Origin of the sequence: Dactylosporangium sp. NPDC050688 (assembly GCF_040654515.1) — a bacterium.
Lineage (GTDB): Bacteria > Actinomycetota > Actinomycetes > Mycobacteriales > Micromonosporaceae > Dactylosporangium.
Genome location: NZ_JBFAIC010000024.1, coordinates 92,271 through 111,557, shown reverse-complemented (window position 1 = coordinate 111,557; position 19,287 = coordinate 92,271). Strand labels below are relative to the sequence as shown.

At 69.3% G+C, this 19,287-nt stretch carries 19 protein-coding genes and 1 pseudogene; 2 read left to right on the top strand and 18 right to left on the bottom strand.

Annotation, left to right across the window (positions count from 1 at the left end; all coding sequences use genetic code 11):
• Positions 1-271: 271 nt before the first annotated feature.
• The 11 genes and pseudogenes from AB0H83_RS23485 to AB0H83_RS23435 form a co-directional block, all read right to left on the bottom strand.
• Positions 272-358, bottom strand: a pseudogene (locus tag AB0H83_RS23485) (kinase); the annotation flags it as partial.
• Between the two features lie 49 nt (positions 359-407).
• Positions 408-1,637 carry a methyltransferase, FxLD system gene (fxlM, locus tag AB0H83_RS23480; RefSeq protein WP_360097651.1) on the bottom strand — a complete coding sequence of 410 codons (1,230 nt, stop codon included), beginning with the start codon at positions 1,635-1,637 and terminating at the stop codon, positions 408-410.
• A gap of 346 nt (positions 1,638-1,983) precedes the next feature.
• Complete coding sequence (locus tag AB0H83_RS23475; RefSeq protein WP_360097648.1) at positions 1,984-3,201, bottom strand: MFS transporter; 1,218 nt, start codon at positions 3,199-3,201, stop codon at positions 1,984-1,986.
• A 282-nt stretch (positions 3,202-3,483) separates the two neighbouring features.
• Positions 3,484-3,792: a hypothetical protein gene (locus AB0H83_RS23470; RefSeq protein WP_360097645.1), complete on the bottom strand. Its 309-nt coding sequence runs from the start codon at positions 3,790-3,792 to the stop codon at positions 3,484-3,486.
• Positions 3,793-4,101: 309 nt separating this feature from the next.
• Positions 4,102-4,491, bottom strand: a complete 390-nt coding sequence (locus tag AB0H83_RS23465; protein ID WP_360097642.1) for an NUDIX domain-containing protein — start codon at positions 4,489-4,491, stop codon at positions 4,102-4,104.
• A gap of 255 nt (positions 4,492-4,746) precedes the next feature.
• Positions 4,747-5,616, bottom strand: coding sequence for a hypothetical protein (locus AB0H83_RS23460; protein ID WP_360097639.1), 870 nt, complete (start codon positions 5,614-5,616; stop codon positions 4,747-4,749).
• 28 nt (positions 5,617-5,644) lie between these two features.
• Positions 5,645-5,806 carry a hypothetical protein gene (locus AB0H83_RS23455; protein WP_360097636.1) on the bottom strand — a complete coding sequence of 54 codons (162 nt, stop codon included), beginning with the start codon at positions 5,804-5,806 and terminating at the stop codon, positions 5,645-5,647.
• Positions 5,803-7,032 carry a radical SAM protein gene (locus tag AB0H83_RS23450; protein WP_360097633.1) on the bottom strand — a complete coding sequence of 410 codons (1,230 nt, stop codon included), beginning with the start codon at positions 7,030-7,032 and terminating at the stop codon, positions 5,803-5,805. The genes AB0H83_RS23455 and AB0H83_RS23450 overlap by 4 nt, the downstream gene beginning before the upstream one ends.
• A 206-nt stretch (positions 7,033-7,238) precedes the next feature.
• Positions 7,239-8,102, bottom strand: coding sequence for a helix-turn-helix transcriptional regulator (locus AB0H83_RS23445; protein WP_360097630.1), 864 nt, complete (start codon positions 8,100-8,102; stop codon positions 7,239-7,241).
• Between the two features lie 9 nt (positions 8,103-8,111).
• On the bottom strand, positions 8,112-8,630 hold the full coding sequence (locus AB0H83_RS23440) for a DUF6879 family protein (protein ID WP_360097627.1): 519 nt from the start codon (positions 8,628-8,630) through the stop codon (positions 8,112-8,114).
• Positions 8,630-8,833: a hypothetical protein gene (locus AB0H83_RS23435; RefSeq protein ID WP_360097624.1), complete on the bottom strand. Its 204-nt coding sequence runs from the start codon at positions 8,831-8,833 to the stop codon at positions 8,630-8,632. Before AB0H83_RS23435 ends, AB0H83_RS23440 begins: the two co-directional genes overlap by 1 nt.
• 240 nt (positions 8,834-9,073) lie before the next feature.
• Here AB0H83_RS23435 and AB0H83_RS23430 point away from each other — a divergent pair, with 240 nt between their 5' ends.
• On the top strand, positions 9,074-10,150 hold the full coding sequence (locus tag AB0H83_RS23430) for a helix-turn-helix transcriptional regulator (RefSeq protein WP_360097621.1): 1,077 nt from the start codon (positions 9,074-9,076) through the stop codon (positions 10,148-10,150).
• Here the strand turns inward: AB0H83_RS23430 and AB0H83_RS23425 are convergent.
• Positions 10,084-10,479 (bottom strand): VOC family protein, encoded by a 396-nt coding sequence (locus AB0H83_RS23425; RefSeq protein ID WP_360097618.1) that lies wholly within the window; start codon positions 10,477-10,479, stop codon positions 10,084-10,086. The two genes, AB0H83_RS23430 and AB0H83_RS23425, sit on opposite strands and share 67 nt — an antisense overlap.
• A gap of 36 nt (positions 10,480-10,515) precedes the next feature.
• Entirely contained in the window at positions 10,516-11,778 is a 1,263-nt protein-coding gene (locus AB0H83_RS23420; protein ID WP_360097615.1) for a hypothetical protein, read from the bottom strand.
• Positions 11,779-11,826: 48 nt separating this feature from the next.
• Here AB0H83_RS23420 and AB0H83_RS23415 point away from each other — a divergent pair, with 48 nt between their 5' ends.
• Positions 11,827-12,516 (top strand): DNA alkylation repair protein, encoded by a 690-nt coding sequence (locus tag AB0H83_RS23415; RefSeq protein ID WP_360097612.1) that lies wholly within the window; start codon positions 11,827-11,829, stop codon positions 12,514-12,516.
• A 13-nt stretch (positions 12,517-12,529) separates the two neighbouring features.
• Here the strand turns inward: AB0H83_RS23415 and AB0H83_RS23410 are convergent, their stop codons facing one another.
• Genes AB0H83_RS23410 through AB0H83_RS23390 form a run of 5 tightly spaced genes read right to left on the bottom strand, consistent with a single transcriptional unit; the run spans position 12,530 to position 18,713 of the window.
• The gene (locus tag AB0H83_RS23410; RefSeq protein ID WP_360097609.1) at positions 12,530-13,969 is read right to left on the bottom strand and encodes a cation:proton antiporter; all 1,440 of its coding nucleotides are present in this window, start codon (positions 13,967-13,969) and stop codon (positions 12,530-12,532) included.
• Complete coding sequence (locus AB0H83_RS23405; protein WP_360097606.1) at positions 13,966-15,012, bottom strand: pyridoxal phosphate-dependent aminotransferase; 1,047 nt, start codon at positions 15,010-15,012, stop codon at positions 13,966-13,968. The genes AB0H83_RS23410 and AB0H83_RS23405 overlap by 4 nt, the downstream gene beginning before the upstream one ends.
• Positions 15,009-16,052, bottom strand: coding sequence for a hypothetical protein (locus tag AB0H83_RS23400; protein WP_360097603.1), 1,044 nt, complete (start codon positions 16,050-16,052; stop codon positions 15,009-15,011). The genes AB0H83_RS23405 and AB0H83_RS23400 overlap by 4 nt, the downstream gene beginning before the upstream one ends.
• A 19-nt stretch (positions 16,053-16,071) precedes the next feature.
• Positions 16,072-17,265: a pyridoxal phosphate-dependent aminotransferase gene (locus AB0H83_RS23395; protein ID WP_360097600.1), complete on the bottom strand. Its 1,194-nt coding sequence runs from the start codon at positions 17,263-17,265 to the stop codon at positions 16,072-16,074.
• Positions 17,262-18,713 carry a radical SAM protein gene (locus tag AB0H83_RS23390; protein WP_360097597.1) on the bottom strand — a complete coding sequence of 484 codons (1,452 nt, stop codon included), beginning with the start codon at positions 18,711-18,713 and terminating at the stop codon, positions 17,262-17,264. The genes AB0H83_RS23395 and AB0H83_RS23390 overlap by 4 nt, the downstream gene beginning before the upstream one ends.
• Positions 18,714-19,287: the final 574 nt, after the last annotated feature.

The following is a 19,287-nucleotide window of genomic DNA, read 5'->3' as shown; positions in this document are numbered from 1 at the left end:
GTCGCTGGACAGGTTGCGGAACCCGAGCTGGCTGCCAGGCCGCGAGCGCGGCGGTGTTGCTCGGGCGCAGGTGAGGAACGGCTGGCGGCAGTCCCAGATCTGGGCCTGAGCGGCGACCCACCGATGAGCGCCCCGGCCAGGTCGCGGCGGCGGTCGTCCGGGTGCACGACGACGTCCTGGACGGACACGTCGGCGGGCTCGTCCAGGCTGCGCATCGCGATCGCCGCGCCGATCACATGCCCTCGACGCGACCGGGTCGATGGAGGCGATGTCGTTCGCGCAGTACGACCCGGCGTTGCTGATCCTGCTCGATCGGCGCACAGCCTCTCCCGTATCGGCGGTGAACCTCCCGCGCGATCGTGGTCTTGCCAGTGCCGGAGTTCCGCGAATCACGACCAAGATCGGCGTCATCGGCTGCTGTCGCCCGGCCAGGTGACGACGACCTGGGTGTGGCGGCGCTGCACGAGCAGCTGCAGCCGGCCGGTGTCCGGCAGCGGTGTCGCGGCGGGGTGAACGGTGATGGCCGGGCGGATGCCGGCGCGGTGGAGACGGTCCCAGGCGGTGACGAGGTCGTTCAGGTCGTGGATAAGCGTGGCGGCGTCGGGCCCGAAACCGTGGGCGCCGCACTGCCAGGTCGTCTCGTCGAGGCGGCGGATGGCGAGGTAGGCGAAGCTGTCATCGGTGAGCAGGGTGGGGCAGCAAAACCTATCCTGCGGGTCGAGGAGCCCGGCCGTGCGCTGCCGGTCGACCGTGAGGATGCCGTACGGACGCGGCTGACTAGCCAGCCACAGATGCAGCGCCTCGAACGAGGCATCCATCGTCAGCGCGACCTGCGACCACCCCTCGACTCTCGACCCGTCCAAGGCCGCGCGGAGAGCGTCACCGTCGACCGCGGTGGTCGGGTCGTCCAGGGTGAGGACGGCGTCGCCGCCGCGCAGCGGCAGCTGGCGGGTGGGGTCGCTGCCGTCGCCCTGCATCGGCACGAACCCGCACTGCAGCGCCGCCGTCGCGACCAGGTGATCGCCGTCGCGTTCGAGGGCTACGCAGCGGGTATGGGCACGCATCCGGACCGGCGCGACCAGCACCCCACCGTCCGTGAGCTGGTCGATCCAAGCGGGTGGGATGTCGCTGGCCTCAACCGTGATCAGGATCGCGTCGTACGGGCCGTGCGGCGCATAGCCGTCCGCGCCGTCGGCGAGGACAACCGTCACGGGGTGCCCGGTGCGGGCCAGACCGGCGCGGGCCCGGTCCACGACATCAGCGTCGATATCGACGGAGACGACAACGCCGTCCGCACCGACGATCTCGGAGAGATACGCGGCGTTGCAGCCACCGCACCCGATCTCCAACACCCGGCTGCCCGGGCCGATCCGCGCTAGCTCGAGCATCCGTGCCTGCAACCACGCCGCGGAGACCGAACTCATCGCCGAACCGTCGGGCCCGCGTTTGGTGACGACGGCACTGTGTGCGGCGTACACGTCGGTGAGGTCGGTGCCGGCGGGTGCGAACGCTTCACGGGGCACCGCGAGCATGGCGTCCGCGACAGCGTCGGTGGTGATCGCACCTTTTGCCGTCAGGACTGCAACGAGACGCTGGCGGAGCTGCTGGGCGGGTGATACGGCGACTTCGGTTGCCAAAACGAGATCCTTTCCGGGAAGTCTTGGTGTGGAGGAAGCCGGTGGTAGCGGCGAACTTCCGTCCCGAGCGTCACGCGTCGAGGCGGAGTCCTCGAAGACGGTTGCCGAACGACCGTCGGTAGGTTATGCCTCGACAGGCTTCCCGCCGCGGCGCACGCGCCAACAGGAATCGAACGTGTGTCCGACACGCCGGACGAGGCGCGGCGACACGCCGGGCCATCGTCCCGGCCGGGCGAACGATGGTTGTCTTCTGGGTCGTGGTGGCCATGGCGGTGAGGCCGCCTCGCGGGCCGGGGCGCGCGACGCGGTCCGCGGCACCACGACGTGTTGCGCGACGCTTCGCTGGTCATGATGTTTCCAGTTCGCGCACGGAGGACGCCGACACGGCAGGTCGGAATGCGTGACCGCGGAGCAGGACGGCCGCCGACACGAGGACACCACCGCCGGCCGCGACGAGCGGCAGGCTGTTGAGGTGGCCTGCGGCGACGGCGACCGAGCCGACAGCTGAGCCGGCGACGACGCCGACCTGAAAGGCGATGCCCGAGAAGGCGTTGACGGTCTCGGTGTGCGGTCCGGCGGCGTGCCAGAGCGCGATCAGGGACGTCAACACCGCCAGGGCGGCGAACGCGGCACCCCACACCACCACGAGCACCACCCCGAACGTCGCCAGGTGCAGTGCCGGTGTGAGCCAGATGCCGATCAGCGCGAGTGTGAACGCGGCGGCGGCCACTGCGGTTGCGGCCCGGGGACGCCGGTCAACGAACCGGCCCGCGACCGAGCTGGCCGCGACAGCCACAGCCCCGTAGCCGAGCAGCAGCACGGCGAGGCCGGTGCCGCGAACGTCAAGCCGTCCGGCGCCATACGGAGCGAGGAAGGTGAACGCGACGAAGTGCGCAGTCGAGATGGTCCCGGTGGTGGCGAGCACGATCACGAGCTCAGGGCGGCGCACCACTGTGAATAGGCCTGGCCCGCCGTGTCGCCGTGCATACCCCGGCACCTCGGGGAGCAGCCGTGCCGCGGTGCCGGCCAGCAGCAGCGCCGCGGCGGCGAGCACGAGCAGGGTGGTGCGCCAACCCGTAGCCTGGCCGAGGTAGGTGGCGAGCGGCGTCCCGGCGACCAGCGCGGAAGCGCTGCCGACCATGACCCGCGCGCCGGCCCGCCCCTTACCTGTGGTCACGGCGAGACGGATCGCCGTGGGGACGGCCACCGCGAAGAGCAGGCCGTGGCCGAGCGCGGCGATCGCACGCGCCGCGGCGAACATCGCAACATGTCCGGCCGCTGCGGCGGCCAGGTGGCCGGCGCCGAAAACCATCAGGCTGACTGCAAGGATTGCCCGCCGGTCCAGGTGGGCCGTCCAATGTGCCAGCGGCACCGACGACAGCCCGGCGACGAACGCGTATCCACTGACAGCGAGCCCCACCTGATCATCGGTGGCGCGCAGCCCGACGGCGATCTCATGGATCAGCCCGATCGGTGTCGTCTCGCCGGTCACGACCAGGAACGCCATGACGGCGAGCGTCGCGATCGCCTGCCGAGACGCGGCGGTGGGCGCAAGGGTCCTCACGGAACGAAGCTAACCGGCGCTGGTGCTGGCCAGCGGTGCTCCGTCTGGTACACCCGACCGAGTGCAAGGGTGTACCCGAGCGAGCGACGGGACGGAAGCCAAGGAGGTTGCGTTGTGTGCATCGTGACTGGCAGCTGTACTGGCTGCGCCTCGATTGCCACCGACTCGTCGCGGCCGCGCTGGCCTCAGGATCGGGGTATGTGAGTTGGCTCGCGAAGCGCGTTTCCTATCAACCCTTGGTGCCTGTAGCACCTGCCGGTTGGGCCCATGGTCGCTGTGCGATCAGCCTTCGGCGACGCGATGCATCGTGCCGCTGGCGGGGTCACGCTCGTATTGGCGTGCCGCGTTCTTGTGCAGCTTGCTTTCGATCTCCGCCTGCAGGTCGCAACCGGTCATCTGGGCGAGGCCGAACAGGTAGAGGGCAACGTCGGCAAGCTCTTCGCCGAGGTCGGGTTGTCGTCGGCGCCAGGCGTCGAATGCTTCCGCGAGCTCGCCGTGCAACAGACCGAACTCCAATGCGACGTCGGTGGTGTTGAAGCCTTTGGCGTGCTTGTTCTCCCAAACCAGTTTCTGGGCCTCTCGGACGTCCAAGGCTCCTCCGTGCTCGTCGGGCGGGACAGGGGAAAGCTCAGCGGCGCACGGCGGTACCTTCGACCGGTCGTGGTGCCATGTCGGTGCTGACCCGCGTGGGTCAGCACCTGCGTCGAGTCGCTTGACCCTGGGTGGCTGCTGACGACGGCGTCGTAGCGCGGGCTTGCGTTGGTTGGTCGTTCACGCCCAGGGCGACAAGGACGTGGCTGCTCACAGGTAGACCGCGTTGCCGATCATCGCGCAGTAGGCCGGACATCCGGCCAGCGGCATGGGTTCGGCCTGCGCTGCCCCGCAGCGCGTAAATGGGTTCTAACCGGGCGCCGAGAGGCCGAGGCGGCTGTACCAGTCGTCGATCGACCGGCGGTACCCGGACGGCATACGAAGTCCGGCGACCTCGTCGTGATTGAAGAGCCGAGCCTCCTTGTGCTCGCTGCTGACCTGCACTGGGGAGTCGGCGTCGACGCTGCACCCGTACGTGACGATCAGCACGTCAACGCCGTCGCGGACGTGGTACTGCCAGGAATCTAGGATCGGCCCGACGGTGACCGCCCAGCCAGTCTCCTCGAAGATCTCCCGTGTGACGCACACCGTCGGGTCTTCGCCGAGTTCAAGCTTGCCGCCCGGCAGCTCCCACTCGTCGCGTTCATTGTGAAGCAGTAAAACCTGACCGGCTCTGACGCAGACGCCCTTGACCGACACCGGGAAAGCATGTGGTCGATACACGACACCCTCCGAAATCAGCGGTCCCTGCGGACCTCAGCACGCCAATGTGCCGTCACCGTGCTTCCGCCATTGTCGATCCGTCACATGATCGGGCGCTGCCGTTGGCGATCATGCGCAGAACGGCTGCGTGGTCGACGTCAAGCAGATCGACGCCCGGTTCAGGGGTTTTACCTATCGTCTTCGGGCGGAGCCAGACCATGGTGGTCGCCATGGGGGCGGTGGCGGGGTACGTCAAGTAGTTCGGCGGTGATCCATCCAGCACCGGGATGCGTTAGCAAGGCGGGCACTCCAGGCGTCCCCCGGGTCGCGGTGCGAGATCTCGGCCCAGAGCGCAGCCTGCGTCTCGCTGAACGCCAGGAGCGCGGCACCGGATGCGGTGCTCCATGTCGATGTTCTAGCAGCCCATTGCTCCGCGGTTGCCGGGTCGTGTCCGGCCGAGATGAGCCATACGACCCAATATGCGGCGTCGAGCCACGGCGCGCCGCGCGAGGCCCAACCCCAGTCGACGATGCGTGCCCGGCCGGCGTCGACGATGATGTTGGCGTAGTTGAGGTCGGTGTGCAGCAGCGCCGAGCCGGTGAAGTGGTCAAGGTCAGCCGGGGTACTGGCGTAGTCGCGGAGCCGCTCGCCGATATCGCGGAGCTCAACTGGCGGACAGGCAGTCTGAGCGATCGCATCGAGCAACGTCACGACGGCCAGCAGGTCGGGGGAGCCGGGGCTGAAGTCGGCAGTGTGGCCGTCCAGGGCCTCGAACAGCACGATGTCCCAGCCATCGACCGCGAGTCTGGCGACCAACGCCGGCGCCACGCCGTAGAGGTGCGGAGCGATGTCGGCTTCCCGCTGCTGGGTCCACACCCAGCGGTGCGTGGCCGGGAGGGCTTTGCAGAACACCTTGCCGGACGCGGTGTGCAGCCGCGCGGCGACGGAGCTGTTGAGCCCGGTGGTGACGGAGGCTGCCGAGTGGATCCGTCCGGTCAATGCCTCGACCGCAGCTCGTGCCCCGACCGGCAGGTCCTGGAAGTCGATTCTCATCGTCGGCATGCCGTCGTTCCTTTCCGGCGCCGCAGCGCCGTGGACGGCCGGTTCCCGGTGACCGTCCACGGTGCTGGGCTGATGTTGCGCGTCGTGATCAGCGATAGGGGTTGCTGTCGTTGCACCGGCCGCTGTTGGCCGAGGCCGCGGCTTCGACGTTGTCGATGAAGACGAGGGTGGTCGGGGTTGGGGTTCGGCCGGCGATGAGCCTGCCGGTTGTGGCCGGCCGGGTGGTGATGGTGACGGGTACGGCGGTCATGCGGGGGTCCTCTCTCCGTGCTGGCAGTAGCTGTGCAGCGGTGCCTTCGCTTCCTGGTAGATGCGGGCAAGCGGCCGGCAGACCCGGCAGGTGCTGGTCAGCGAGCAGCCTGTGCACCCACCGGTGCGAAGCATTTGGGCGTCTGCGATGGCGGGCAGGCGCAGCAGACCGTCGATTCCCTCGGCCATGAGATGCACCGGGTTGTCCCGGCCGATCTTGCACATTGTGGCCAGGCCGTGCGGGTCGACGTGGAAGAACGTGTGCCCAGCGGGGCAGCTGTCGAATGCGCCGGCGTCACCGAGCGCGCCGGGGGCCGCGGACTCGAGGAAGCTCGCGTCGAGGAAGCCGGGTGCCTGCGCGTCGAGCGGTCCGGGAGCGCCGGTGTAGGTCGGCGACAGCATCCCGTACTCCTTCGTGGGCACGTTCAAGCTGCCGGCGAGGGCACGCATCGCGTCGACCTCGTCGACGTTGTGACGGGTGATGATGATCGTGAGTTGCACCGGCAGCCCGGCGGCGGTGGCGGCCCGCACGCCGGCGTGCATGTTCGTGAACGCGCCCTTGGTGCGGGTCAGCCGATCGGCGGTTGCTGGACTCGCGCCGTACAGCGACACAACGATCCTGTGAGGCGGTCGGTTCTGGAACAGGCTTACCAGGTGCGGGCGGGAGAGACGGGATCCGTTGGTGAGGATCTCGATCATCATCCCGGCCTGATGTGCGCGTTCGTAGACGGCCGGGAAGTCAGGATCGATGAGGGGCTCACCGCCGGTGATCTGGAACCAGAACACTCCGACCTCGGCGAGCATGTCGATCAAGCGCAGCTTGTCGGGCAGGGCCAGCCCTTCGAACGGACGCAGCTCCAGGTAACAGTGCTCGCAGGAGAAGTTGCACCCTTTGTTGATCTCGTATGTTGCTCGGCTGTATGTCACCGCCGCAGTCGACGGAGACCGGACCGCGAGCGCGGTGTCGACGCGTTGCCCGGCAAGGTCGATCGTCCATTGGCGGCGCGCCCCGTCGACGAACCAGTCGGGCACGGGCAGCCCGGCCTCGTTTCGATCCAGCAGCTCGGCGTAGTACGCAGCGGGAAGGCTCATGCCCTTGCTGTGCCCGGGCCGGACCGCCACGAACAGATCCTCCTGGGGACTCACGATCGCCTCGTACATCGCCTGTCCTCCTTCCGCGGTACTGCGGCTGTGGCTTGCATCGACCGTAATTGCGCCGGTGCGCAAAGTAGCCGATCGAGCCGGGTACAACGACGGGAGAACGGCGCTGTACCAACGTCGGGCGAAGCCGATTGTCAGTTCCTCCTCTGACAGGCGTCATGGCGGGTCGAGTCGGTGTCAGCGAGTTCGCCTGCGAGGAAGGGAGCTGCCGCGGATAGGGGGTCTGTCTGTCGCAGTGCCGGATTGCGCGAACGCAACTCGGCCTGGGATGGTCAGGTTGATGTGGTCTTCGGTTGCTGCAGCAGCTCATCTCGGGCTCGTGTGATGAGCGCCTTCGCGTGCCGGCCGAAGACCGCGGTGCCCCACATACGTTCGAAGGCTGCGGCGTACAGCTCGATTTCCTCCGGACGGGTGATGTCCAAGCCGGTGGTCAGCGTCTCGACTTGCACGAGGGACTCGTCGAAGATCCAGAATGAGGTTTGGCTGTGTCCGTCGAGGCCGGCGGCTGCCGGGATCAGGCCCAGGGAAACCCGCGGGAGCCTCATGACCTCGGCGAGGCGGTCCAACTGGTCGAGCATTGCCGGCGCTGAAGGGACTCTGCTGTAGAGCACCTGCTCCGCGAGCAGGAAGTTGAATCGACGCTGGCCAAGGCGAAGTATTCGTTGGCGGTCCATGCGGATCGCGTTGGCCGCCTCCGTGTCGTCCTCCGGCAGTGACATTACGTTTCGCCAGTGCGCCATGACGGCCATCGAGTAGGCCTCGGTCTGGATGAGGCCCGGGACAATCCAGTGCTCGTGCACTCGGAAGAGGGTGGTGCGTTCGTATAGTGCTACCCACGGTTCCTGGAGGTGGCGCAGCCCTCGGCGCGCCGCGTGACGGTAGTCGCGGTACAGCGTGTCGACGGCGCGCATCTGTGCGATGAGGTCGGCGACTTGGGCGTCCGCCTTGCATGCGGACGCCCAAGCCCGGATGTCCGCGTCAGAGAGGCTCTGCCCGCCATGCTCGACGCGGGAGACCTTGGTGTAGTGGAAGCCGGTGGCGGCGGCGAGCTGCCGTCCCGAGAGTCCCGCGTCGAGGCGGATCTCCCGGAGACGGTTGCCGAACGCTTCGCGGGCTCGCTGCTGTGTGCTGGACACGTACGTGGGTCAGCTGGGCTTGTACTCGTGATGCGGAATGCCGATGCGCCAGACGGCCTCGAAAGCTGCAGAGCACAGTTCGATGTCGTGCGGCTCGGTGCTGGTCGTGAAGTCGATGTTGCGGCCGTTGCCTGCGTAGTGATGGAAGATGACGAGCCGGCGGTCGAGCATCCAGAAGTCGTTGCCCGGAAACGCGATCGACGACACCAACCGGCGCGGCACCCAGCGGTGTTGCTCACCGGCGTCCTCGCTAGCCCCGAAGACGACGTATGCCCACCGCTGGTAATCAGACAGCGGCTCCGAAACCACGTGCGCCCGGCGCAGCGACTTGCCGTCGGAAACGAAGCCGCGGACGTCGTCGCACCAGGGTTGCATGAACGCAAGATCCGCCGGCTCGCCTGCCGCCCAAGCGGCCAGGTGCGGCAGCTCGACCTCAGTGCCGTACGCATCGCGCATCTCCAGATGCACGGACTCCGCGTCGAAGTGCCTGATCGCCTCCTCGAACTCGGCAACGGTTAGACGGGCCATCAGTCTCCTTCAGCGAAGAGCGGAACCATCCTGTCCGGGATCTCGACACAGCTCTCACCCGCGGGGATACCCATCTCCGCGAGCACCTCGGGGTCGGTGACGACCCAGCCCTGCACAATCCAACTGCCCCTGTCCGTTTTGTACAGGGTTGGCGAGTTCGTCGGCGCAGACTCCGGGTCTGCCGCAATCAACTTAATCCGCACGGGTCCTCCTGTCCCGATGAGTGCACGATGTTGCGCACACTGGCCAGTCTGGCGAAGGCATCCACGTGCGTCAACGTGCCGCATGTGCCTGTTTACCAGGTGTTAATCGTGATCCACAGGCACCCTCGTTGCCACATTGCTAGCGGAGGTGAGCTGGAGCGGGGCTAAATTGCTGCAACTCTCCGCAACAACATGGACCGGCCAGCCATCCGGTCCTAGCGTTGACCTGCGCAGAACGCGATGCGCCCATTGGATGCGAGCCCGTCTACCGCAGTTGAACCATGTCGGGTGAGGAGGAGGTTCATGGCATCCGGCGTCGTCTCACCTGACTCCCGCCAGACGGTCGGTGTCCTCGCCTTCGGCAACCTGCTGCGGCAAGCGCGACAACGGCAGCAATGGAGCCAACGCGAACTCGGCGCCGCCACATTCTTCAGCCGTGAGTACGTGGCGATGGTCGAGCGTGGCCTGCGCACCCCGAGTGCGACGTTCGTTGAACGGGCCGGCGCTGCATTGGATGTGGACAGAGAACTCTGGGCCCCGTTCGCCCAGCTTCAGGGAATCCGTCACCGCACAGCGCGGCAACGGGCCGAAGGCCGGCGCATACGACGCCGCAGCAGGATCACCGTTGCGGCCGGCCGGCTGCGCGCGGCGGTCGCCACCCTGCAGACGCCGGACCGCTGGGCGGCGTTCGACGAACTCCACCACACGCTGCGCGAAGAGACTGATCCTGTCGACGCGGCCGCCGAGCTCGCGGAACTGGAACAACAGTGTGCCGATCTCGTTGGCGATGGCCGTGTCGACCCCACGTGGGATGATGTAGCGACCCGGGCGGCGCTTGGCTTGGCCGACGCCATCGCCATGTTGCAGCGGCCATTGTGCGCCGACCAATGCGATCGGCTGAAGGCTGTCGCACGGAGGTTCGCCGTGCTCAGCGCCGACGCACTGTTGATGCTCGGCGAGGTTGAGCGGGCTGTGCAGTGGCTCGGGTTGATGGACCCGACCGACCGTCGCGGCGCGGTAGTTCAGCCGGCTGCCGTGCCGATGGGTTCGCCGGAGGTGATTCCTCCAGCCCGGCCCGGCATCCATGCATCATCGCGGTCACAGCGAGACGGTTCGGTGGAGACGCCCCTTTCCACAAGATGGACCGCCCGCCGCTCGACGCGCGGCGGGCATCCGACGACCGGAGACCTGTGGTTGGGCGCCAGACACACCTCACGACGGCGGCTCAGCCACGGCCGGGCCCCACCAGGTCATGACCGTGGAACGGAGAGGACCTCGAATCGGGAGCCGTCCGGGTCCTCGACGAACGTCGCGTAGTACCCATCCGCGTACTCGGGATACAGGCGCGGCGCGTGTACGACGGTGCCACCTGCAGCGTCCGCCGCGCGGTGCGCGGCGTCGACGATCTTGCGCTCGTCGACCTGGAACGCGAGGTGCTGGAGCCCAGGAGCGCCGTGCCGGTGCCGGGCGGCGTCGCTACCTTCGACGGCGTACACGAGGATCTCTGGGCCCTCACCGAGGTAGACGAGCGGGCTCTCGACACCACCCTCGCGGTGGTAGCCGAGTTCGGCGAGGAACGGGTCGTAGAACGCAGCGCTCGTGTCGAGGTTGGCTGCGCTGAGCGCGAGGTGATGCAACGCGGTCATCGGTGTGCTCCTGGGTGAGTGCGGACCGGGTCGGGGTCAGGGCGTGGTGTAGCCGTACGGTGCAACGAGCGACTGCAGTCGCGCATGGGCGTCGGCCGGTGTGGTCGCGGCGACACCGATGGAGAGCCCGGCGTCGGGTCGGTAGATCTGGTCGTCGAGGTCGGCGGCGTTGAGGTGCCAGCCGAAGACGGTTGGATCGTGGCTGAGGCAGTGCGCGAGTTGTGCCTGGTCGGTGAGGTTGACGGTGTCGCGGCGCTCGTCGGCGAGGTAGCAGCAGGCGATCGCGGCGGCCGGGTAGCTGGGCCTCCGGCCGCGGATGACGTCGGCGGTGATGGGCTGGCCGATGGAGGCGGCGAGGTGGACGGCGCGCGGGTCGACGCCGGTGACGGTCTGCACAGCGTGCGGGACGAGTCCCGAGCCGGGTCGCACGCCGATGTCGAGGACGTGCCAGACGTTGTCGTGGAGGCGCAGTTCGGCGTGCAGGCTGCCGTCGCGCAGCTGGAGGGTGGCCACGATGCCGGCAGTGACTGCCGGTAGGCCGGGTAGGGCGGCGACGATCTGCGGCTGGACGGGCGGGGTGAGCATGACCTGGTCAACGAACGGCTCTCGCCGGGTGGCGGTGCACTTCTCGTGCACGACGGCGTGCACGACGGCGCTGCCGCAGATGATGGCGTCGACGCTGATCTCGAGCGCTTCGTCACCACCGAGGTAGGGACAGGCGATGGTCGGCACGCTGGTATCGATGTGCCCGAGCGCGCGGAGCCGCTGGTAGATGGCGATGTTCGCGTCGACGGTGAGGTCGGGCCGGTAGCGGTAGACGCCGCGGGAGCCGGCGCCGGTGGCGGGTTTCAGGATTAGCGCACTGCCGAAGCGGTCCAGGGCGACGAGGAGGAGGTCATGGTCGAGCGGGCCGGTCAGGTGCGGTGGGGCGGGGACGCCGTTGGCGGTGAGCGCGGTGTAGAGGGCGGCTTTGTCGGTGACGAGCCTGCGGGCGGCTTCGAGCGGGAAGGCCGGGTTGAGGGCGGCGAGGGTGTCGGTCCACCAGTCGTCGAAGCCGACGACGCCGGCGAGCGGCACACCGTCGTGGCGGGCGAGGCTGTCCAGGAGGTGTGGTGCGGCGTCCGGCAGGCCGGCCTCGATCGGGATCAACTGGTCGGGACCGAGCTGCCGGAGGCGGACGCCGCCGGCGAGGACATCGGCCATGGTAGCGGCGGCCGGGTCGAGGCTGCCGTAGACGGCGTAGACCGGGATGCCGGCCCCGGCGCGGGGCCCGGTCAGGTCGAGAGCGGTGCCGGCCAAGGTGGTGCCTCCCTGAGGTTTGGTCTGGTGAGCGGTACGGTCCACGAGGTGACCGACGAGTCAACGACAGCGGACGCGGCGGCGTTGGCGGCCGCGGTTCGCGCTGGTGTGCGCGGGCATGCGGACCCGGCGTACGTGCCGGGCACGGTCGCGGCTCGAAGCCCGGGCAAGCCGGTGCTCGGCGTGCGGATTCCGCTATTGCGGGCCGCGGTCCACGCTGCGGCACGGGCGGTGTCACCGCGCCGCGGGAGCACTGATGCGGCCCTGGCGCGGGCGGCAGCGACGATGCTATGGCACGGCGCCGCGCACGAGGACGAGCTGGCAGCGTGCATGCTGCTGCGCCGGGCCGGGGTGGCGCCCACTGCGGCGATGGTGCGTGCCTGGGCACCGCTGCTGGACAACTGGCTGTCCGTCGACGAGCTCGGCGCGGTCCTCGGCGCCGCCCTGCAGGCTGAGGACCTGGCCATGGAGGACCTGGCGTGGCTCGCCGTCTCAGCATCGGATTGGCAGCGGCGGCTGTTCCTGGTCATGTTGATCGCGCCGGTGCGCGCCGGACTAGACCCGGTCGCGGTGCCGGGCCTTGCCGAGGTGCTGCCGGACCCGGCGAAGCCCGTGCGGAAAGCGGCTGTCTGGCTGGTGACGGCCGTGCTGAAACGGCGGCCGGACGCCGCCGAGCAGTTCCGGCAGGTCCTGGGTGCGGCGGGGCCACGCCCGCTGCTCCGGCTCCTCGACGGGTAACCTCGGCGGCTGCTCACGCGGCCTCCGCCACGCGGTCGAGGGCAGGCCCGGCACTGGTCGACACCGCTCCGGGTGGCACCGGTGCGTCGCCGCGCGGGGTGTGCCCGGCGCCCAGCAGGTCGAGCAGTGGCCCGGTGCCGGCCGTGGTCAGTACGGCCATGACGACGAACACGGTGAACGTGGTCTCGTCGATGATGCCCGCGGTCCGGCCGAGGTTGAGTAGAACGAGCTCGGTGACACCGCGGCAGTTCAGGAGCACTCCCAGCGTGCTCGCGTCGCGCCAGGCGAGACCGATCACGCGTCCGGCCGCGATACCGGAGAGCAGTTTCCCGGCGACCGCCGCAGCCAGGACCAGGGCGGCCACGGCGACGACCGGGCCGGTGACGAGCAGGTCGAGACGGGTATGCGCGGCGACCGCGACGAAGAACAGGGGCAGCAGCAACCATTCGGCGGCACCACCGGCGACGACCACGACCCGCCGCACCGCGGGGGCCTCGCGGGGGAGGGCCAGCCCGGCGAGGAACGCGCCGATGATGGCGTGCAGGCCGAGCCGTTCGGTGGCGGCCGCGCAGCCGAGGACCGCGCATAACAACAGCGCCGGCCGTAGCGGCGAGGCGGCGTGGTCCGCGGCCAGCATGCGCCTCGCCAGCGGCCGCAGTAGCCACCACAGGACAGCGACGAACCCTGCCGCAGCGGCGAGCCGCAGCCCGGTGGCGGCAAGCGACCCGCCCCGGGCGAGACACAGGGTGACGACGAGCAGCGCCCAGATGGTGGCGTCCGCGACGGCGGCCGCGGTGGTGGCGAGGGCGCCGAGCGGGCTGGTCAGCAGCCGCCGTTCGGTCAGGATATGCGCGAGGACGGGCAGGGCGGTCGCGCTCATCGCGAGCCCGACGAACAGCGCGTGCGGGAGCGTCGCGATGCCGGGCGGCGGCGTCAGCACGGTCAGGCCGACCGCGACTCCGCCGAACAGCGGCACCACGACGGTGATGTGGCCGGTGAGCAGTGCCGCACCGCGGCCCACGCTGCTGGTCGAGCCGGTGAGGTGGTGGCCGATGCAGAACACGAACAGCAGCACGCCGAGCTGCGCGAGGACCTCCACGGCCGCGACAGCACCGCCGGACTGCAGCCACCCAGCCGCTGCTGGCGCCACCTGGCCGAGGGCAGACGGACCGAGCAGCAGCCCCACGGTGGCCTGCCCGATTACCCGAGGCTGGCGCAACCGGGCGGCGACACTACCGCCGAGGTGCGCCGCAGCGACCAGTACCGCCAGCACCGCAAGGATGTGCGGCACGTCGGGCCCGCCGGACGGCCCGCCAGGTACTGCAGCGGCGTGAAAGCCGTCCTGCTCGCCGGCGCGGGACAGCGCGACGATGAGCGCTGCGCCGGCAGCCACGACGACGGCGGCGAAGACCAGGTACGCCGAGATCACACGGTGCCGGGTGGGCGCGTTCATAGGCTGGCCAGCCGCTTCACGGCTCGGTCGATGACATCGACCGGCTGGGCGAAGCAGATCCGGGCCGTGTCGGCGGCGCCGCCAAACACCGTCCCGGGCAGCCCGACGATGTGCGCGGCGCGCAGTTGGCCCGCTGCGTCCGAACCAGCCAGCGTTTGCAGGAGCAGGTGCGTCCCAGCGGTCCCCGCGCCGGCGACGAGCTGGAGGTTCTGCGCGCTGGTGACGGCGTCGATGATCCGGTCCCGGTCCGCGGCGATACGTTGCGCGCGTTGGGCGAGTTCCGGCACCGTGGCGGGGTCGGCGAGGATCTCGGCGGCAAGGTGCTGGCTGAGTCGGCTCGCCGACATCGACAGGTGCGTCTTCACGGTGACGGCGGCGTCGGCGAACGCACGGTTGCGGGTGATGAGGCAGCCGACTCGGATCCCGGGCAGGCGCAGCAGTTTCGACAGTGAGAAGACCACGACACCCGTCGCGGTGAGCCGCCGCTGGATAGCGGCGAGGTCGTCGGGCGCGAAGGCGGTATGTGAAACGTCCCAGATCGTCCAGCCGTCACCGGGAGCTGCGTGCGGGCTGACGACGCCGGTTGGGTTGTGCGGCGAGCAGATCAGCATCGGCTCTCCGGCGTTGCGGTGCGGCAGCACCCCGGGCACCGGATACCAGGTCGGGTGCAGGCCGAGCAACCGTGCCAGCTGCGCGAAGCCGGGGAACGCCGGGGTCGGCAGCAGGATCGAGGTGCCGGGATCGGTGGTGCAGGCCAGCGCCAGATGCAACGCTTCGCTGGCGCCGGTGGTGACGATGACGTCGCCCGGGTCGACGCCGAACAACTCAGCCACGGCGTTGCGCAGCGACCAGTCCCCGGCGACGTCCCCGTAGCCGAGCGTCAGCGCCGGGCTCGGCCTGGTTCGCTGCATCACCGCGGCGGTGACGCGCAGTTGCGGCGAGCCGTCACCACGCAGATCCATGTCACCCGCGCCGACCGGGAAGTCGGCGTAGCGGTGCGCTGCGATCCTGCCGGCGCGGTGACTCACCCGTGGCGGGGTCACGCAACCACCGCCGCAGCCTCAGCCCGCCACCCCGCGCGCAGGCCGTCGGCACGCAGCGACGGCACCCGATCGTGGGCCGCGACCAGCCACAACGCCGCCAGCTGCATGTCGATGCCGTCGTCGGCGGCGAATGTGCGCAGCGCCTGCTCCTCGACGGGCGTCAGGTTCAGCGCGCCGCAGACCATCGGCACCAGGTCCGGCAAAGGCCGGCCGGCCAGCTGGGCGAGCTCCTCGCGGTGGGAAAGGAACAGCTCCAGCCGGCCGGTTAGCTGTTCTCCGGGGAAGCGGTGCCGTGCGAGGACCAGTTCCGCGGACAGGTTCCCTCCGCCGCGGCCGAGGCCGAGGACGGACACGTCCAGCCACCGCGCGCCGGACACGACCGCAGCGAGGGCGTTGGCGTAGCCGAAGCTGAGGAAGTCGTGCGCGTGGAATCCGACCGGCACGTCGGTGACCGCGCGCACAGCCGCGACAAACTTGGTCACCTGGGCTGGATCGAGCGCGCCGCAGGTGTCGGCGACGTAGAGCACGTCCGGTTCCGTGGCGTCGGCGATCCGTGCGGCGTGCTCGGCCAGCTCACCGGGCCGATACCGGGAGGCGAGGGCGATATTGACCGACACCCGCAGCCCTGCCTCGTGCGCCCGGCCAGCCAGCCGGGCGATCGGATCGAGCCAATCGGGGTGGTAGACCAGCCGGATCAGATCCAGACCGGCGTCGGCGTAGGCGTCCACGTCCAGACCGCTGCCGCTGTCGAGGGCGGTGGGGTGCACCATCGCGGCGAGGCGAACTCCGTCGAACCGTGCGGCGGCGAGATGCTCCGGACGCAGGTGCGCACCGACGCCAGCGACGGCGACGCCGTGCTCGAGCGGTACCCCGCCGAGATAGCCCAGCTCGACGACGTCGACGCCGACCGGGCCGACAGCGGCAGGGTGGGTCATGATCACGTCGCAGGGCCAGTGGAAGTCGGTCTCGAATCCGCCGTCGCGCAACGTCACGTCCAGCACGTGCACCCCGGGCAGCGTGCCGGTAGCGGGCTCGGCCACGTCGTGACGGTCGAAGTGGTCACGCATCCGGGCCTCGCAACGCCGCGAAGACCGCAGCCGCCGCCTCAGCCGGTTCCAGGCCGGCCCGGGCGGTGCACAGCCGCACCCGTCCCGGCGAGCCGAAGCCATCGCCGGGCGTCAGCAACGCCGGTGCCGGGCTCGGCGCGTCTTGCAGCACGCCAGGGTGCCCGAGGTCGCGGTTGCACCAGACGTAGAGGCCGCCGTGTGACAGCACGACCACCCCGAGCTCGGCCAGGAGCTTCACGGTCTCGTCCCGAACTCGGTCGACATCCAGGCGGACCTCGGCCAGCCAGCCCGTGGCGGCCGGGCTGGACAGCAGCTGGTGGGCGAGCCGCTGGTCGACCACGCTGGTGCCGGACGCGTACGTGCCGCGGAACGCGCTGAGGTTGCTGATGACGTCGCAACGTCCGACGAGGAATCCGACCCGCAGACCGGCGGTCGTCAGCCACTTCGACGTCGAGTCGACGATGAGGTGCGTGCGTGGGTCGTACGCCGGCGCGAACATGGCCGACACCGGCTTGGGTCCGAACCAGCGGTATACCTCGTCGGACAAAACCGCCATCCCGAGCTCGGATGCGGTGGCGAGGAGCTGGTTGAGTGACGCCTGGTCGATCGTGACCCCGGTTGGGTTGTGCGGGTAGTTCAACACCAGCACGCTCGGCCGCTGCTGGCCCCGCGCCAGCGTCCGGAGCAGGTTCGGGTCGGCGGCGAACGCTGCCGGGCTGTACGGCATGACCGGCACGTCGAACCCAGCTGCCCAAATCCGGTACGGTTCCCAACCTGGCTTGGGCAGCAGCAGTCCGTGGCCGCCGTGCTGGTTGAGCAGGTACCGCAGTGCGAGTGCAGCGGCCTCCTTCCCACCGGCGGTGACCAGGACCTGATCGGGGTCCCCTGCGCCAGCTGACAGCGGCGGGCGACTGTCCCGCGTAGACGCTCCCGCCAGCAGGTGCTGCAGGAACGCTGCTCGTAGCCGTAGGTCACCAGTCGGGTGGCCGTACCCGAGCAGGTCCAAGTCAGCGACCGCCGTGCCGAGTTCAGCACGAACCGGCCCTGGCAGCGGGTACCGCGCCTCGCCGGCGGCGAGGTCAACGCCGCCCGCCGCACCGTTGGTCAGGTTGGATGCCGGAGATCGGCGGGCGTAGCCGCTGCCATCCAATGCGCTGAACGTCCGACGCCATGCAGAATCGATCATTGGGGCACCAGCGTGAGAGAGCCACGCTTGGTGGCGGCACCGGGCAGCGCGTTGAGCGCGCCGAGCCGTGCCCTACCCGCACCACCGGCGACCCAATCCAGGTTGTCCACGTCGCCGACCTGCGCGTCCATCCGGGCCACCATCCGGTGGTAGAGCCGCTGCTGCGAGTCGGAGAAGAAGTAGCCCATCAGGCCGCTGTAGACCAGCTTTCCGGGCTCGGTCAGCCGTAGCACGGTGCCGTCGACGGCGGCGAGGCCCTCTGCGACCAGTGCGTCGATCCGAGGCCGGAGCGCCTCCTCCAGCGACAGCACCGCCAGGTCGGCGAGGTCGAAGGTCAGCCGCTTCGGCCAGAAGACCAGGCCCTTCTCGTAGCCGTGGTATGGCATCGATGCCGCTACCGGCAGCTCACCCGCGCTGGCCCGTTGCACGTAGGTGCGTTCGTTGGCGTCGTTGTAGTACGCCAGGCCGCGCATCACCGAGTACGCGCCAGTCCCGACGCCGACGGCCTCGTCGCGGTAGCCGCCGTACAGGGTGCCGAACATGTATTTGGTCGGCGGGGCGGTTGGGTCGCCAAAGCAGTACATGTTCTGCTCGCTCATGACGCGCATGAGCTCGGTCCGCGCAGCGTGGAACATTGCTGCCCGCTCGCTCATGTCGGCCGGTCGCGGCAGCTCACCGCGGCGGATCTTGTCCATCCAGCCGGGCAGCGTCATCACGTAGTCGACCGGGTAGATCGATACGCTGCCGATCCCCGAGGTCGCGGCGACCTGGGCGTCCAGGAGCGCGGCGTCGCGGTCCTGGCCCGGGAAGCCGACCATCATGTCGAGGTTGGTGTTCGTGAAGTACTGCGTCGACCAGTGGATCGCGGCGCGCACCTGGTCGAGGCTTGCGGTGAGGTTCACCATGTCGCGGGTATTGGGCTCGAACGACTGAACCCCGAAACTCACCCGGGTGACGCCGAGCTCGGCGAGGGCCTGGAACTTGGCCTCGTCGACGCTCTTCGCCTCGAACTCGAACGAGATCTCCGCATCCGCAGCGATTGCGAACGCGTCTCGGATCACGGCGATCAGGTCGGCGATCTGGTCGACGGTCAGGATCGACGGAGTTCCGCCGCCGATGTACACCGCGTCGAGCGTCCACTGGCCGATCCGCCTCGTCGCGGCGACGGTACGCAGTTCCGTGTACAGCGCTGCCAGGTACGCGGCGACCCGATCAGGACTGGCGTTGGCCGACTTCACGAAGGGGCAGAACGTGCAGAGCGTGTCGCAGAACGGGATGTGCACGTACAGCGCCTTGTTGCCCGGCTGCGGATCGCCGGGGAATGTGAGGTTCTCCGCGGCCAGCAGCGCCCGGACCAGGGCCTCGTGGTCGCCGGTGTACTGCTGGTCGAAGAACGGGTAGGTGAACGATTCGAACGGCAACAGCGGCACGAGCGGCGACCGGACCATTGGGAACACCTCGATCGAGTTCGGCGGCGTCGGCCGCGCAGAGGGCTGGCTGGATGAGGGCGGCCTGCCGGCCGCTAGCGATCAAGTCGGCAGGCCGCAGGAGCTAGCGCCACGCGCTAGCGGACGATCACGCGCCGCCGACGACCCACTTCGTCACGAAACCCACCTCCCTCGAAGCTGCATTGATCGCTGAACGGCGGACGTTCGACGTTTTCGGGCTGCCGGTCGAGCTTCACGCTGCAATGAGCTGCACAGTTCGCGAACTTGGGCTGACAACCGGCGTCGTTGGCGGTGACATGCCTCGGCCGGATCGGTGAGGGATGACGTGCTCCCGCTGTCCCGTAGCGTTCGATCCACCTGCCGTTGAGTGAGGACCGTAAGCGGCGCGGCCAACTCGGGTGAAGACGCCTGCGTGGTACAGAGCGCTGGTACACGCGCTTGTACCCATCGAGGCCGTTGGGACCGAAGTGGGCCGCGGCCGGTCCGCCGTTGTGAACCATGCCCAACTCTGTTCCGAGGCCGAAGGTTCGTTGGGCCGGCGGGGCGCGGGACGGCCAGGAACGTGCAGACTCGC

What these genes read in the sequence shown, in the direction of transcription:
- AB0H83_RS23455 (WP_360097636.1), bottom strand. Translation starts at nt 5,806, where the DNA reads ATGACCGCCGTACCCGTCACCATCACCACCCGGCCGGCCACAACCGGC.
- AB0H83_RS23440 (WP_360097627.1), bottom strand. Translation starts at nt 8,630, where the DNA reads ATGGCCCGTCTAACCGTTGCCGAGTTCGAGGAGGCGATCAGGCACTTC.
- AB0H83_RS23430 (WP_360097621.1), top strand. Translation starts at nt 9,074, where the DNA reads ATGCGCCCATTGGATGCGAGCCCGTCTACCGCAGTTGAACCATGTCGG.
- AB0H83_RS23425 (WP_360097618.1), bottom strand. Translation starts at nt 10,479, where the DNA reads ATGACCGCGTTGCATCACCTCGCGCTCAGCGCAGCCAACCTCGACACG.
- AB0H83_RS23410 (WP_360097609.1), bottom strand. Translation starts at nt 13,969, where the DNA reads ATGAACGCGCCCACCCGGCACCGTGTGATCTCGGCGTACCTGGTCTTC.
- AB0H83_RS23395 (WP_360097600.1), bottom strand. Translation starts at nt 17,265, where the DNA reads ATGATCGATTCTGCATGGCGTCGGACGTTCAGCGCATTGGATGGCAGC.
- AB0H83_RS23390 (WP_360097597.1), bottom strand. Translation starts at nt 18,713, where the DNA reads ATGGTCCGGTCGCCGCTCGTGCCGCTGTTGCCGTTCGAATCGTTCACC.